Source organism: Rhodoferax sp. GW821-FHT02C08 (assembly GCF_059421805.1).
In genome coordinates this window covers 1-14,031 of sequence record NZ_JBWKVR010000015.1, presented here as the reverse complement: position 1 = coordinate 14,031, position 14,031 = coordinate 1, and the positions used below count along the sequence as shown (strand labels likewise).

Below are 14,031 nucleotides of genomic sequence, written 5' to 3'. Positions count from 1 at the left end.
AGACGCTACGCAAACTCAGGACAAGGCCGCCAGCTCCGCACGGACCCGGTGGTGGCGCAGCGTGATCAGACCCATGGTGACCGCCACCAGCAGGCCAAAGCACCACAGCAGCTGGTGCAGCTCCAGCCGCAGCGCGGTGGCGGCCGCATACAGGGACAGCATCAGCAGGATGCCAGCGTTCTCGTTGAAGCCCTGCACAGCAATTGAGCGCCCGGCCGTCAGCAGCTGCTGGCCGCGGTGCTGCAGCAAGGCATTCATGGGCACCACGAAAAAGCCGGCCAGGCCACCGACCAGCATCAGCAGGCCTGCCGCCCAGCCCAGTGAGTGCACGCCCACCATGCAGGGCACCAGCAAACCCATGGCAATGCCCAGGGGCAGCACGCGGGTAGCTTGCTCCAGGCGCAGCATTTGACTGGCCAGCGTGGCCCCGGCGATCACGCCCACTGCCGTCACTCCCTGCAGATAGGCCGCCTGGCTCAATGCCAGGCCCAGCGCAGACTCGGCCCAGCGCAGCACCACCAGCTGCAAGGTGGCGCCAATGCCCCAGAGCAGCGTGGTCACCGCCATGGATACACCGCCCAGCGGGTCGCGCCACAGCGTCAGGTTTTCTTGGAAGAAACGGCGCACCAGGTACACCGCGTGGAAGGAATGCCGGGGGTAACGCACGCCGCTGTCCGGCACGCTGGCGTTCAGCAGCGCGGCCAGCAGGTACAGCAGCAGCAAACCCAGCATGCCGGCATGCAGCGAGGTAGGCGTGGCACCCACGGCCACCGCCAGCTCGGGCGGCAGCAGATTGCGCAGCTGCGGACTGACCAGCGCCCCGCCCAGCACCGTGCCCAGCAGGGCCGCGCAGACCGTGCTGCCTTCGATATAGCCGTTGGCCCGCACCAACTGGTCGGCGGGCAGCATTTCGGTGATCAGCCCGTACTTGGCCGGTGCGTAAACCGCCGCACCCAGTCCGGCCAGGGCCAAAGCCAGCATCGGGTCCGAGCCCGCCACCAGCAGGGCGGCGGCCAGGGCTTTCAGCAGATTCGCCGCCACCATGACCCGGCCCTTGGGCCAGGCATCTGCCAGCGCGCCGACAAATGGCGCCAGGAACACATAGCACAGGGTGAAGCTGAGCTTCAGCAGCGGCACGGTCCAGGCCTCTGCCGCAAGCTCCAGCATGCGGGCGATGGCCACGATGAGCAGAGCGTTGTCGGCCAGTGCGGAGACAAACTGCACCGCAATAACCCGGTAGAAAGCTGGCATGGTGGAGGCACACAGGTAGGCGCCGCGCCACGGACGGTGCGGTCAGCCCGCGATTCCAACAAAACCCTGTGTAGCCTGTGTGACGCTATGGAGTATTTATACCAAAACGGCCTGCAGCGCAGGTAATACGTGCGCAAGCAGCTATATAAACAATAGCAATTAACTTAACGCGGCCGGTCGTAGAACGGGAAGGTAAACGGCACGCTGACCGTCACCGCCTGGGCCTTACCCTGGCTGTAATAGGGGTTCAGACGCAGGCCCTGCACGGCGTCCAGCGCGGCCTTGTCCAGCAGCGGGTTTTCGCTGGACTGCGACACGCGCGAGCGCAGCACGCCGCCCGAGGCGTCCACCAGCATCTGCACCACCACCGTGCTGTTGTGCGAGCGGTCGCGCACCAGGTCTTTGTCCGGCGGCGGGACCTTGGCCTGTACCTCAACCGTGATGCCCAGGTCTTGCAGCCTGGCCTCCTGGTCCGGCCAGACCGGCTCGGGGGTGGACGAGGCGCATGCCGACACCAGCAGCGCAGCCAACACAGCGGAGCACAGGCCCGCCAACGATTTATTACCCCATAAATTTCGCATCAACATGTCCTTTGAAAACTCTTCAGCGCAGCCAGGGCGCTAGTTCCTGGTCGATGGCACCAAACAGGCTGTTGCCATCCTTGCCCATCATCTCGATACGCACGGTGTCGCCGTACTGCAGATAGCCGGTGCCAGGCGTGCCACCGTCCTGCGCCTCCATGGCGCGCTTTTCCGCGATGCTGTGGTAACCCTTGGGCCACTGCATCTGGGTCTTCTGCGCCACGCCGGCATTCGCCACCGGGCCGGTGCCAATGACGCTGCCGGCACGCACGGTGCGGGTGCTGCACACATGCGCCAACAGCTGGCCGAAGTGGAACTGCATCTCCGGCCCTGCATCACACATGCCGACCTTACGACCGTTCCAGCTGGTGTGCAGTGGCAGGTGCACGCGGCCCTTGTCCCAGCTGTCGCCCAGCTCATCCAGCGTAATGGCCACCGGGCTGAAGGCCACGGCTGGCGCGCTCTGCACCCAGCCCACGCCCTTGGCCTGTTCCGCCGTCTCCACGCTGCGCAGGCGCACGCTATTGGCCAGCAGCAGCAGGCGCACGCCGTCCAGCGCCTGTTCCGGGCTGGCGCCTTGGGGCACGTCGGCGGTGATGGCGGCCAGGCCGGCCGCGAAGTCCACGCCCAGGGCTTCGGAGCCGCAGCGCAGCGGCTCGCAGGCGCCCAGAAAATGGTCACCGCTGCCCGGGGCCAGCGCCAGGCGGCTGTCGGCATCCGGCCCGCGCAGCAGGCTGGGGTAGGCCTGCGCCTCGGCCCACTGGTAGGCGCGCGGCAGAGGTGCCATGCACTGGCGCGCGTCGAACGGGAAGCTGTGGCGGCCCCGGCCGTGGTTGAGTGCGTCGTACAGGTCTTGCAGCTGCGGGCTCATGAAGCCCCAGTCGTCCAGTACCTGCTGCAGGCGGCTGGCAATGCCGGTCGCATAATGGGCCGTGGCCAGGTCGCGCGACACCACCACCAGCTGGCCGTCGCGCGAACCGTCTTGGTAGGTGGCTAATTTCATGGCGGTGTCCGCCGGGAGGGGATGGAGAAGCGTTGCATAGTCAAATGAGTTTAACGAAGCCTTCCGCCGCACACTCGTCCCTGCCGCTGCGTGGCCTGGCGGTGCTGGGTGGCGCCGTGGTGCTGGCCCATCTGGCGGTGCTGCAAACGCTGCCCGCCGTGCTGCAGGTAACGGCCCCCGGAGCCACGACGGTGCACGCACTGAACACGCGCAGCATCCCGGCGCCCGCGCCTGCGCCTCCCATACCTCTCACACCGCCCGCTCCCGTCGCCAAACCGCCCGTGCAACACAAACCGCGCCCGGCGCCGCGTGTGCCCGCGCCAGAGCCGGTGGAGAACGTAGAAGTCGCCGACGCTACACCCGTAGCGCCGCCCCCCGAACCCGCCGCCTCCATCCCCGAGCCACCAGCCCCGGCCGCATCCGAGCCCGTGGCAGCCCCTGCACCGCCACCGCCCACTCCGCCGCCACAGCCGATGGCATCCGCCCCCGTGCCGCCAGCGCCTGACGTTGCCCAGGTCACCCAGGCCACGGCCTTCCGCTTCGCCGACCCGGTGCGGCTGCTGTACAACCTCAGCGGCGCATCCAAAGGCATGCACTACAACGCGCGCGGCGAACTGCTGTGGCAACAAGATGGCCAGCAGTACAGCGCCCAGCTCAGTGCCAGCGTGCTGTTCCTGGGCTCGCGCACACGCACCAGCACGGGCGCCATCACCCCGGCCGGCCTGGCACCCCAGCGCTTTGCCGACAAGTGGCGCAGCGAAGTCGCTGCGCATTTCGACTACGGCAAGGGCCGCGCCACCTTCAGCGCGAATACGCCAGACGTACCCCTGCTGCCCGCCGCGCAAGACCAGCTCAGCGTGGTGTTGCAAATCGCTAGCATGCTGGCCGCCGACCCGGCGCATTACCCCGTGGGCAGCAGCATCACGCTGCAGACCGTAGGCCCGCGCGATGCCGACATCTGGAAGTTCAACATAGAGGGGCCAGACAAGGCCTACGTGCCCTACGACACCCTGGACATCCTGAAACTCACCCGCGTCCCGCTGAAGGAATTCGACAAAAAGGTCGAGCTGTGGCTGGGCCCCAGCATTTCATACCTGCCAGTGCGGCTGAAAATCACGGATCCGAACGGAGATTTCATCGACCAGCAGTTGCGCAGCGTGGAAAAGCCCTAAGCTGGTGTGGCACGGAACTTGAATTCCCTGCTATCGCGACCATATAGCCCATAGTGATTGAGAAAAGGACTTCCACCATGAACACGCTATACGACTCCGAATCCTTTGCGGTGGTCCACATGCAACCTGATGCGGCCAACGCCGCCCTGCTGGCACCCGCCGACCCGCCACGCGCACCCACGCTGGAACGCCACGGCTTTGAAATCGTCGACAAACGCTCGGGCAAAGAGGTCTACCTGGACGGTTCCTGGGCCGAGCTGTTCCAGCAACATATTTCTGCCTGGCAGCTGAATACGCCGACCCAGGAAGAAGTAGAAGACACGCTGGAACAGTACGCCGGCCTGGCACAAAACCCGGTGCTGGTGCACTGAACGTGCGGCTCAGCGCCGCTGCGCTGCTGGCTTGCTGTGCTGCCCTGCTGTGGGGCTGCGCCAGCGTACCCGCCATAGACCAGCGTGTGCAGGCCCTGCTGCCGGCCGACGCCATCCTGCTCGGCGAGCAGCATGACGCGCCGGAACACCAGCAGATCCACCGCCAGGTGATTGAAACCCTGGCCAGTCACGGCCAACTGGCCGCCTTGGCCCTGGAAATGGCCGAACAAGGCCACGACACCCGCTCCCTACCCCGCGATGCGTCCCCGGAACAAGTACAGACAGCACTCCAGTGGGACGACGCTGGCTGGCCTTGGGTCGTCTACGGCCCGGCGGTCATGGCCGCAGTCCACGCCGGCGTGCCGGTACTCGGCGCCAATCTGCCACGCGCCCAGATGCGCCCAGCCATGGCCAACACCGCCTTGGACATGCAGTTGCCCGGCCCCGCGCTCAAAGCCCAGCAGCAGTCCATCCGCATGGGCCACTGCGGCCTGCTGCCGGAAAGCCAGATCGGCCCCATGACGCGCATCCAGATCGCCCGCGACCAGGCCATGGCGCAGACCCTGCAGACCGCCGCCATCCCCGGCAAGACCGTGCTGCTGCTGACCGGCAGCGGCCATGCCAACCCCAGCCTGGGCGTGCCGCAGCACCTGCCCGAAGGTTTTGCATCAAAATCCGTTCTGCTGCAGGTAGAACCTGCGCAAGCAGCTACTAAAGATGTAGCAAACTTCAACCAAATCTGGGTCACGCCCAACATCCCACCCAAAGACTACTGCGCCGGGCTGCGACAATCCGGCTCGCCATGAACACTGCTTACATCCTCACACTGTCTTGCCCGGACCGCCCGGGCATCGTCCACGCCGTATCAGGCTTCCTGCTGGAGCGCGGCAGCAATATCGAAGAAGCCGCCCAGTACAACGACCACGACACCGGTCTGTTCTTCATGCGGGTGCAATTCGCCTGCGACCAGATCCCCGCCGACGCACTGCGCAGCGCACTGGCCAGCTTCGCCGAAGGTTTCCAGATGCGCTGGAGCCTGCACAACACCTCGGAGCCGGTGCGCACGGTGCTGATGGTCAGCAAGGAAGGCCATTGTCTGAACGACCTGCTGTTCCGCTGGAAAAGCGGCCTGCTGCCGCTGGACATTCGCGCCATCATCAGCAACCACCGCGACTTCTACCAGCTGGCGGCCAGCTACAACGTGCCCTTCCACCACATCCCGGTGACCGCCGCCACCAAAGCCCAGGCCGAGGCGCGCGCTTACGAGGTGATAGAAAACGAAGGCGCGGAACTGGTGGTGCTGGCGCGCTACATGCAGATTCTGAGCAACGACCTATGCCAGAAGCTGAGTGGCCGGGCCATCAACATCCACCACAGCTTCCTGCCCAGCTTCAAGGGTGCCAAGCCCTACTACCAGGCGCACGACCGCGGCGTGAAGCTGATTGGCGCCACCGCCCACTATGTGACGGCGGACCTGGACGAAGGCCCGATCATCGAGCAGGACGTGGCCCGCGTGGACCACAGCCGCACGGTCGAGCATTTCACCGCCCAGGGCCGGGATACCGAGAGCCAGGTGCTGGCCCGCGCCGTCAAGTGGCACAGCGAGCACCGCGTGCTGCTGAACGGCCACAAGACGGTGATTTTCAAATAGCGTTAGCCATCACTTCACCTAGGCGCACGCTAGCTGCGGGTGCCCAGGCGGGGTTGAAGCTCAGCGGACCTTGGGGGAACAGCATCACCACGGTGGAGCCCAGCAGAAAGCGGCCCATCTCCTCGCCCTGCTTCAAGACGATCTGCTGCTGGTCATAACGCCATTCGCGCACCGGGCCACGCGGTGGGTTGATCACGCCCTGCCAGACGGTTGCCATGCTGCCGACGATGGCGGCACCGACCAGCACCAGCACAAACGGGCCACGCTCCGAGTCAAACACACAGACCACCCGCTCGTTGCGCGCAAACAGGCCGGGCACGCCCTGGGCGGTCACCGGGTTCACCGAAAACAGATCGCCCGGCACATAGACCATGCGCGTCAGCCGCCCGTCGCAGGGCATATGAATGCGGTGGTAGTCCTTGGGGCTCAGGTAGATGTTGGCGAAATGGCCGTTCTCGAACTGCGCGCCCAGCGCCGCGTCACCGCCCACCAGCGCGGTGGTCGAATAGGTATGGCCTTTGGCCTGGAAGATCTGGTCGCGCTCGATACGGCCAAACTGGCTGATCGCACCGTCCACCGGACACACCAGGTCGGCCTGGGCCAGCGGGCGCGCACCGGGCTTCAATGCACGGGTGAAGAACTCATTGAAGCTAGGGTAGCTGGTGATGTCTGGATTGGCCGCCTCGGCCATGTTCACCCCGTATTTGCCAACGAACCAGCGGATGATGCCGGTGGTGATGCTACCGGCGCGCGCCGTGGCAACATGCCAGCCAAAAGCGGTGATGGCGTGCTTGGGCAGCAGGTACTGCAGCCACACTTTGAAACGGTCAGACACGCGCAATCCCCTAGGCAAAAAGGGGGCCATTGTAACGAGCACCCCCTGGCGTAAGAGGGACAATGCCGGCATGAGTGCTACGCGTATACCCCCAATCCAGTGCCTGCTGACCTTCGAAGCTTTGGCCCGCTTGCGCAGCGTGACGCAGGCGGCCGAAGAGCTGTGCGTCACCTCCAGTGCGGTCAGCCACCGGGTCAAACAGCTGGAGCAGATCCTGGGCACCAAGCTGTTTGGCAGAGCCGACTTTTCACTGACCACCGAGGGCAGTGAGTACCTGGCCCATGTGCGCGAGGGGTTGTCCATTCTGGAGCGCTTTCCCAGCACCGCATCGGCACCTGGCAAGCGCAAGCTGCGCCTGGCCGTGACGCCCACGTTTGCCCGCGCCATCCTGATTCCGCGGCTACGCCAGTTCACCGAGGCTTACCCCGAGATTGACCTGGCTTTGCATGTATCTATACCGCTGCTGGACGTGGTGGCCGAGGATGCTGACCTGGTGGTGCGCTTCGGCACAGGTCGCTATGCCGACGTGGAACACATCTGCCTGACCCGCGACGAAGTCACACCGTTGGCCTCACCCGCCTTTGTGCGCGAACACGGGCCGTTCGACAGCGTGGCCGACCTGGAAGGCGCGCGCCTGCTGCGCTCGCCCCTGGAGCCCTGGCGCACCTGGTTCGCCGCCCACCAGCTGGACTGGCCCGAGCCCGCCGACGGCTCGCAGTTCAACGACATCGGCCTGATGTGCGATGCCGCGGCCGCCGGCATGGGCATTGGCCTGGTGCGCCTGCGCCTGGGCGCACCCTGGTTGGACAGCGGCGCCCTGGTCAAACTATTCACCCGCAGCGTGCCCAGCCCGCACGCGCATTACCTGTGCTGGCAAACCGGCACCATGGACCGCTGGGAATGTGCCGCTTTCGCCGACTGGCTGAAGAAAGCCATGGCCTGAATACGCAACCTGAACTTATAAGCAAAAAGAGCTTCTGGCGCAGGCAGTACCTGCGCCAGAAGCTCTTTTATTGATAGCAAGCAGCTTACGCGGCTTTGGCTTGTGCCAGCAAGGTAGCTGCGTCGCTGACTTCAAACTTTCCAGCGGCTTCAACGTTCAAGGTGACAACGACGCCGTTCTTCACCAGCATGGAATAGCGGTTGCTCCGCAGGCCCAGGCCCTTCGCCGTCAGGTCCAGCGTCAGGCCCGTAGCCTTGGCGAAGTCGGCACTGCCGTCGCCCAGCATACGGACCTTGCCGGCGGTCTTCTGGTCGCGCGCCCAGGCACCCATGACGAAAGCGTCGTTCACGCTGACACACCAGATTTCATCCACACCGGCTGCCTTGAAGGCTTCAGCGCTGGCCAGGTAACCCGGCACATGCTGGGCCGAACAGGTGGGCGTAAACGCGCCTGGCAGGGCGAACAGGGCAATCGTCTTACCGGCCGTGGCCTTGGCAACATCCACGGCGTTCGGGCCGATGCTGCAGCCTTCACCTTCTACTTCGGAGTACTCAAACAATGTGCTGGAAGGAAGTGTGTCGCCGACTTTGATCATGGAATGCTCCTGGGAATAAAGAAATAAAAAAGGGGCCACGTTTCCGTCGCCCCACAAACAAAAACGGTCCACATTGTGGACCGTTTTTTAAGCAACTTGCAGCTTTAGACCGCAATAGCCTTTTGCACCAAGCGGGTAGCAACCCAGTTCTTGGTCTTCGAGATCGGACGGCTTTCCGTGATCTCAATGGTGTCGCCCAGCTTGAACTCGCCCTTTTCGTCATGGGCGTGGTACTTGCTCGACTTACCAACGATCTTGCCGTAGAGCTCGTGCTTCACACGGCGCTCAATCAGCACGGTCACAGTCTTTGCACGTTTGTCGCTGACCACCTTGCCAATCAAGGTGCGCTTGAGGGATGTTTTAGCTTCCGTCATGTTTTCGCTCCTTACTTAGCGGCTTTGTCAGCGGCTTGCTTCTCGACAAGAATGGTCTTGGCGCGGGCAATATCACGACGCGCAGTGCGGATCGTGGCTGTGTTGTTGAGTTGTTGCGTGGCTTTTTGCATACGCAGGCCGAAATGGGCGCGTTGCAGCGCTTTCACTTCGTCCTTCAGGCCGGCGACGTCTTTGGTGCGCAGTTCAGTAGATTTGGTCATATCAGTCTCCTGCTTACTGGCCAATCATGCGGGCAACGAAGGTGGTGCGCAAAGGCAGTTTGGCAGCAGCCAAACGGAACGCTTCACGGGCCAGTTCTTCAGGAACGCCGACGATTTCAAAAACAATCTTACCCGGCTGAATTTCAGCCACGTAATACTCAGGGTTACCCTTACCGTTACCCATACGCACTTCAGCAGGCTTTTGGGAAATTGGCTTGTCAGGGAACACGCGGATCCAGATACGGCCGCCACGCTTCACGTGACGGGAAATCGCACGGCGTGCGGCTTCAATCTGGCGGGCCGTCAGACGGCCACGGTCCGTGCACTTCAAACCGAAGTCACCGAACGCAACCGAGCTACCCCGGGTTGCGATGCCGGTGTTACGGCCTTTTTGCTCTTTGCGGTACTTGCGACGCGCTGGTTGCAACATGTTTATTCTCCTTTACCGTCAGCTGCAGCAGGTGCAGCAGGCGCGGCTACTTTACGGACGCGCTGAACGGTAGATTTCGGTGCAGCTGCACCTGTGGCTTCAACAGGTTTGTCGCTGCCATCCGCAGGGGCCGCATTGGCACCTGCTGGACGACGGGGACCACGTGCTGGAGGACGGTCGTTACCACCGGGACGGCCACCGCGATCATCGCGACGGGGGCCACGGGGGCGACGCTCTTCTTCATTGCGCGGCTCTTGCACTGCAGGCAGATCGTTACGACCCAGGGTGTCACCCTTGTAGACCCAAACCTTCACGCCAATAATGCCGTAAGTGGTTTTGGCTTCAGAGGTGCCGTAGTCGATGTCTGCACGCAAAGTGTGCAGTGGCACGCGACCTTCGCGGTACCACTCGCAACGAGCGATTTCAATGCCATTCAGACGGCCAGACGACATGATCTTGATGCCCAGAGCACCCAGACGCATGGCGTTTTGCATGGCGCGCTTCATTGCACGACGGAACATGATGCGCTTTTCGAGCTGCTGGGTGATCGAGTCAGCGATCAGCTTGGCATCGATTTCAGGCTTGCGCACTTCTTCGATGTTCACTGCCACTGGCACGTTCAGCTGCTTGGCCAGATCACGCTTCAGGTTCTCGATGTCTTCGCCTTTCTTGCCGATCACGACGCCCGGACGAGCCGAGAAAATCGTGATGCGGGCGTTCTTGGCAGGACGCTCGATCAGAACGCGCGAAACCGAAGCGTTCTTCAGCTTGGCCTTCAGGTACTCACGCACTTTGATGTCTTCAGCCAGCATGCCAGCGAAGTCATTGTTGCTGGCATACCAGCGGCTGGACCAGTTGCGGCTGACCGACAAACGGAAGCCGGTTGGGTGGATTTTTTGTCCCATATCTTCCCGACCTCTTAATTGCCAACCGTCACGTACACATGGCACGTGGGCTTGCTGATACGGTTACCACGGCCTTTTGCACGGGCCGTGAAGCGCTTGAGCGTGGCACCTTGTTCAACGAAGATGGTTTTAACCTTCAACTCGTCGATATCGGCACCGTCATTGTGCTCAGCGTTGGCGATAGCGGACTCCAGAACCTTCTTGATGATCACCGCAGCTTTTTTCTGCGTGAATTCAAGAACGTTCAGAGCTTGGTCTACCTTTTTGCCGCGGATCAAATCTGCGACCAGGCGGCCCTTGTCAACAGACAAGCGGACGCCGCGAAGGACTGCACGTGTTTCCATGGTCTTTCCTTATTTCCGCACGACTTTTTTGTCGGCAGGGTGACCCTTGAAAGTACGGGTGAGTGCGAACTCTCCCAACTTGTGGCCCACCATTTGGTCGGTGATATAGACAGGGACGTGCTGTTTGCCGTTGTGCACAGCGATGGTCAGGCCGATGAAATCGGGCAAGATCATGGAACGACGCGACCAAGTCTTAATTGGCTTTTTGTCCTTGGTTGCTACGGCTTTTTCAGCCTTGGCAATCAGGTGGTGGTCTACGAATGGACCTTTTTTGAGTGAGCGAGTCATCTAGCTACCCCTTACTTCTTACGACGCGACACCACCATCACTTGGGTGCGCTTGTTGTTACGGGTACGGTAACCCTTGGTCAGATTGCCCCAAGGATCGACTGGATGACGGCCTTCGCCGGTCTTACCTTCACCACCGCCGTGTGGGTGATCCACAGGGTTCATCACCACACCGCGAACGGTTGGGCGAATACCCATCCAGCGCTTCACACCGGCCTTGCCCAAACGGCGCAGGCTGTGTTCTTCGTTGGCGACTTCGCCAATGGTGGCACGGCATTCGATGTGGATCTTGCGAACTTCACCGGAGCGCATACGCACTTGGGCGTAGGTGCCTTCACGTGCCAGCAGCGTTGCCGAGGTACCAGCCGAGCGAGCGATTTGCGCGCCAGCACCGGGCTTGAGCTCGATGCAATGGATGGTCGAACCCACGGGGATGTTGCGGATGGGCAGCGTGTTACCAGCGCGGATCGGGGCTTCAGCACCGCTCAGCAAGGTTGCACCGGCTTCCAGACCACGGGGAGCAATGATGTAACGACGTTCGCCGTCGGCATAGCACACCAGAGCGATGTGGGCCGTACGGTTTGGATCGTATTCAATGCGTTCCACTTTCGCGGGAATGCCGTCCTTGTTGCGAACAAAGTCCACAACACGGTAATGGTGCTTATGACCGCCGCCGCGGTGACGCGTCGTGATGTGACCGTTGTTGTTACGGCCGGCCTTCTGGAACTGGGGTTCCAGCAAAGCTGCGTGAGGAGCACCCTTGTACAGGTGATCACGCGTGACCTTCACCATGCCGCGTTGGCCTGGCGAAGTGGGTTTCATTTTAATGACAGCCATGATTACGCGGCCTCCCCGGTCAGGTTCAGCTCTTGACCTGGCTTCAGCGTCACATAGGCCTTGCGAACGTTGTCGCGGCGACCGATGGATTTGCCAAAACGCTTGGTTTTGCCCTTGGTGTTAACCACAGAAACGCCCTTGACTTCCACCTTGAACATCAGCTGCACAGCAGCCATGATTTCATGCTTGGTCGCGTCCTGGAGTACCTTGAACGTCACTGCATTGGACTTTTCAGCAACCATGGTGGCCTTTTCGGACACGATGGGAGCGATCAGCACTTGCATCAGACGGCCTTCGTCGAATTGACGGTTGGTCAAATTCATGCGGCTCATGCGAACATCTCCTGGAGTTTGTCCATGGCAGCCTTGGTCACCAGAACCTTCTTGTAGTGCACCAGCGACACCGGATCGGCGTAGCGGGGTTCAACCACCAGAATGTTCACGAGGTTACGGGAAGCCAGATACAGGTTTTCATCGATTTGGTCAGAAATGACCAGCACGGATGCCAGGTTCATTGCCTTGAACTTTGCCGCCAAGGGCTTGGTCTTGGGCGAATCCACCGTCAACGAATCAACCACGGCCAGACGACCTTCACGGGCCAGCTGCGACAGGATCGCGGCCATACCAGCGCGGTACATCTTCTTGTTGATCTTTTGCGTGAAGTTTTCATCAGGCATGTTCGGGAAAATACGACCGCCTCCGCGCCACAGTGGCGAGGACGTCATACCGGCACGTGCACGGCCAGTTCCCTTTTGCTTGAATGGCTTCTTGGTCGAGTGGCGAACCTGCTCACGGTCTTTTTGGGCACGGGTGCCTTGACGCGCATTGGCTTGGAAAGCGACTACGACTTGGTGAACCAGGTCTTCGTTGTAAGCACGACCGAATACGGTCTCGGGCACATCGATCTTCGATGCGGCCTGGCCTTGGTCATTCAGGAGTTCGAGCTGCATTAGTTCGCTCCTTTTGCTGCTTTGGCCTTGATGGCCGGACGCACCGTCACAAAACCACCCTTGGAGCCAGGAACTGCGCCCCGGATCAAAAGCAGCTGACGGGCTTCGTCAATACGGATCACATCCAGGTTTTGGGTGGTGACTGTGTCCACGCCCAAATGACCCGTCATGCGCTTGCCAGGGAACACGCGGCCTGGATCCTGGGCCATACCAATGGAGCCAGGAACATTATGCGAGCGGCTGTTACCGTGCGAAGCACGTTGCGAGCTCATGTGGTGACGCTTGATGGTACCGGCGTAGCCCTTACCAATCGTCGTACCTTGCACGTCGACTTTTTGACCCACCGCAAACACAGCACCGGCCGACACTACGGAACCCGCTTTGTATTGGGCTGCAGCATCCGACGTGACGCGGAATTCTTGGATGATTTCACCGGCTTCCACGCCTGCTTTCGCAAGGTGACCGGCTTCTGGCTTGGTCACACGCGAAGCTTTGCGTGCGCCGAACGTGACCTGCAAGGCCACGTAGCCGTCGTTCTCTTGGGATTTGATCTGGGTAACACGGTTGTTAGACACGTCTACCACCGTGACAGGAACTGCGTCCCCGTCATCGGTGAATAGGCGCATCATGCCTACCTTGCGGCCCAGCAACCCTAGGGAGTTGCTTTGACTCATTTTTTTCTCCGTAACTTCCACCCATGTAACTGCAATTGGCTACACGGTTTTGGTGTGAAAGACTGTTAATAAAACCGCGCCAAAACAGAACCCTGTTTTGACGCAGCCTTGGAGTATAGCCCGCACTTGCGTTTTCAGCAAGTGCGGGCTATTTCCTTGGGGTGGTAGCGGTTTTCGCTTGCGCGAAAACCACACCGTTTGCTTATTGCAGCTTGATTTCGACGTCCACGCCAGCAGGCAGATCGAGCTTCATCAACGCGTCAACAGTCTTGTCCGTTGGGTCAACGATGTCCATCAGACGCTGGTGCGTACGGATTTCAAACTGGTCGCGGCTGGTCTTGTTGACGTGCGGCGAACGCAGGATGTCGAAACGCTTCATGCGGGTTGGCAGGGGCACGGGACCCTTGACAATCGCGCCGGTGCGCTTGGCGGTATCCACAATTTCAGCGGCCGATTGGTCGATGAGCTTGTAATCAAAAGCCTTCAGGCGGATGCGGATTTTTTGCTTGGTAGACATGGTGCTTCCTTGTCAAATTAAGCAATGATCTTGGCAACCACGCCGGCGCCGACGGTCTTGCCGCCTTCACGGATGGCGAAACGCAGACCTT

22 protein-coding genes are annotated in these 14,031 nt (G+C 61.5%); 5 read left to right on the top strand and 17 right to left on the bottom strand.

Annotated elements, in window-relative coordinates; all coding sequences use genetic code 11:
• Positions 1 to 15: 15 nt before the first annotated feature.
• From lplT to AC07VY_RS17745, 3 genes are all read right to left on the bottom strand, one after another.
• Positions 16 to 1,251: a lysophospholipid transporter LplT gene (gene lplT / locus AC07VY_RS17755; RefSeq protein WP_495098596.1), complete on the bottom strand. Its 1,236-nt coding sequence runs from the start codon at positions 1,249 to 1,251 to the stop codon at positions 16 to 18.
• Between the two features lie 164 nt (positions 1,252 to 1,415).
• Positions 1,416 to 1,832, bottom strand: coding sequence for an energy transducer TonB (locus AC07VY_RS17750; protein WP_495098595.1), 417 nt, complete (start codon positions 1,830 to 1,832; stop codon positions 1,416 to 1,418).
• Between the two features lie 22 nt (positions 1,833 to 1,854).
• Positions 1,855 to 2,835 carry a fumarylacetoacetate hydrolase family protein gene (locus AC07VY_RS17745; RefSeq protein ID WP_495098594.1) on the bottom strand — a complete coding sequence of 327 codons (981 nt, stop codon included), beginning with the start codon at positions 2,833 to 2,835 and terminating at the stop codon, positions 1,855 to 1,857.
• Between the two features lie 44 nt (positions 2,836 to 2,879).
• Between AC07VY_RS17745 and AC07VY_RS17740 the strand changes: the two genes are divergently transcribed.
• The 4 genes from AC07VY_RS17740 (at position 2,880) to purU (ending at position 6,029) form a co-directional block, all read left to right on the top strand.
• Entirely contained in the window at positions 2,880 to 4,007 is a 1,128-nt protein-coding gene (locus tag AC07VY_RS17740) for a DUF3108 domain-containing protein (protein ID WP_495098593.1), read from the top strand.
• Between the two features lie 77 nt (positions 4,008 to 4,084).
• Positions 4,085 to 4,378: a BTH_I0359 family protein gene (locus AC07VY_RS17735; protein ID WP_490591547.1), complete on the top strand. Its 294-nt coding sequence runs from the start codon at positions 4,085 to 4,087 to the stop codon at positions 4,376 to 4,378.
• Positions 4,379 to 4,380: 2 nt separating this feature from the next.
• Positions 4,381 to 5,184 (top strand): ChaN family lipoprotein, encoded by an 804-nt coding sequence (locus AC07VY_RS17730; protein WP_495098592.1) that lies wholly within the window; start codon positions 4,381 to 4,383, stop codon positions 5,182 to 5,184.
• Positions 5,181 to 6,029: a formyltetrahydrofolate deformylase gene (purU, locus tag AC07VY_RS17725; RefSeq protein WP_495098591.1), complete on the top strand. Its 849-nt coding sequence runs from the start codon at positions 5,181 to 5,183 to the stop codon at positions 6,027 to 6,029. The genes AC07VY_RS17730 and purU overlap by 4 nt, the downstream gene beginning before the upstream one ends.
• Here purU and asd read toward each other — a convergent pair.
• Positions 6,022 to 6,864, bottom strand: a complete 843-nt coding sequence (gene asd, locus AC07VY_RS17720; protein WP_495098590.1) for an archaetidylserine decarboxylase — start codon at positions 6,862 to 6,864, stop codon at positions 6,022 to 6,024. The genes purU and asd overlap by 8 nt on opposite strands.
• A gap of 70 nt (positions 6,865 to 6,934) precedes the next feature.
• Between asd and AC07VY_RS17715 the strand changes: the two genes are divergently transcribed.
• Entirely contained in the window at positions 6,935 to 7,807 is an 873-nt protein-coding gene (locus tag AC07VY_RS17715; protein ID WP_495098589.1) for a LysR substrate-binding domain-containing protein, read from the top strand.
• Between the two features lie 85 nt (positions 7,808 to 7,892).
• On the opposite strand, the gene AC07VY_RS17710 is transcribed toward AC07VY_RS17715, so the two are convergent.
• The 13 genes from AC07VY_RS17710 to AC07VY_RS17650 all read right to left on the bottom strand — a co-directional run.
• Positions 7,893 to 8,402: a peroxiredoxin gene (locus tag AC07VY_RS17710; protein WP_495098588.1), complete on the bottom strand. Its 510-nt coding sequence runs from the start codon at positions 8,400 to 8,402 to the stop codon at positions 7,893 to 7,895.
• Between the two features lie 104 nt (positions 8,403 to 8,506).
• Complete coding sequence (gene rpsQ, locus AC07VY_RS17705) at positions 8,507 to 8,776, bottom strand: 30S ribosomal protein S17 (protein ID WP_092759968.1); 270 nt, start codon at positions 8,774 to 8,776, stop codon at positions 8,507 to 8,509.
• Between the two features lie 11 nt (positions 8,777 to 8,787).
• The gene (rpmC, locus tag AC07VY_RS17700; protein WP_490591553.1) at positions 8,788 to 8,997 is read right to left on the bottom strand and encodes a 50S ribosomal protein L29; all 210 of its coding nucleotides are present in this window, start codon (positions 8,995 to 8,997) and stop codon (positions 8,788 to 8,790) included.
• 13 nt (positions 8,998 to 9,010) lie between these two features.
• Positions 9,011 to 9,427: a 50S ribosomal protein L16 gene (gene rplP, locus AC07VY_RS17695; RefSeq protein ID WP_029708121.1), complete on the bottom strand. Its 417-nt coding sequence runs from the start codon at positions 9,425 to 9,427 to the stop codon at positions 9,011 to 9,013.
• Positions 9,428 to 9,429: 2 nt separating this feature from the next.
• The gene (gene rpsC / locus AC07VY_RS17690; RefSeq protein WP_495098587.1) at positions 9,430 to 10,332 is read right to left on the bottom strand and encodes a 30S ribosomal protein S3; all 903 of its coding nucleotides are present in this window, start codon (positions 10,330 to 10,332) and stop codon (positions 9,430 to 9,432) included.
• Positions 10,333 to 10,346: 14 nt separating this feature from the next.
• A complete protein-coding gene (rplV, locus tag AC07VY_RS17685; protein WP_490591555.1) occupies positions 10,347 to 10,676 on the bottom strand; it encodes a 50S ribosomal protein L22 in 330 nt (109 codons plus the stop codon).
• Positions 10,677 to 10,685: 9 nt separating this feature from the next.
• Positions 10,686 to 10,964, bottom strand: a complete 279-nt coding sequence (gene rpsS / locus AC07VY_RS17680) for a 30S ribosomal protein S19 (RefSeq protein WP_076196164.1) — start codon at positions 10,962 to 10,964, stop codon at positions 10,686 to 10,688.
• An 11-nt stretch (positions 10,965 to 10,975) separates the two neighbouring features.
• Positions 10,976 to 11,800 carry a 50S ribosomal protein L2 gene (gene rplB / locus AC07VY_RS17675; RefSeq protein ID WP_490591556.1) on the bottom strand — a complete coding sequence of 275 codons (825 nt, stop codon included), beginning with the start codon at positions 11,798 to 11,800 and terminating at the stop codon, positions 10,976 to 10,978.
• 2 nt (positions 11,801 to 11,802) lie between these two features.
• A complete protein-coding gene (gene rplW, locus AC07VY_RS17670) occupies positions 11,803 to 12,123 on the bottom strand; it encodes a 50S ribosomal protein L23 (RefSeq protein WP_369821623.1) in 321 nt (106 codons plus the stop codon).
• A 5-nt stretch (positions 12,124 to 12,128) separates the two neighbouring features.
• Positions 12,129 to 12,749: a 50S ribosomal protein L4 gene (gene rplD / locus AC07VY_RS17665; RefSeq protein WP_092759960.1), complete on the bottom strand. Its 621-nt coding sequence runs from the start codon at positions 12,747 to 12,749 to the stop codon at positions 12,129 to 12,131.
• Complete coding sequence (gene rplC / locus AC07VY_RS17660) at positions 12,749 to 13,423, bottom strand: 50S ribosomal protein L3 (protein ID WP_490591557.1); 675 nt, start codon at positions 13,421 to 13,423, stop codon at positions 12,749 to 12,751. Before rplC ends, rplD begins: the two co-directional genes overlap by 1 nt.
• Before the next feature lie 202 nt (positions 13,424 to 13,625).
• Positions 13,626 to 13,940 (bottom strand): 30S ribosomal protein S10, encoded by a 315-nt coding sequence (gene rpsJ / locus AC07VY_RS17655; RefSeq protein ID WP_019575636.1) that lies wholly within the window; start codon positions 13,938 to 13,940, stop codon positions 13,626 to 13,628.
• Positions 13,941 to 13,957: 17 nt separating this feature from the next.
• A partial coding sequence (locus AC07VY_RS17650) for an EF-Tu C-terminal domain-related protein (protein WP_495098685.1) occupies positions 13,958 to 14,031 on the bottom strand: 74 nt, incomplete at its 5' end.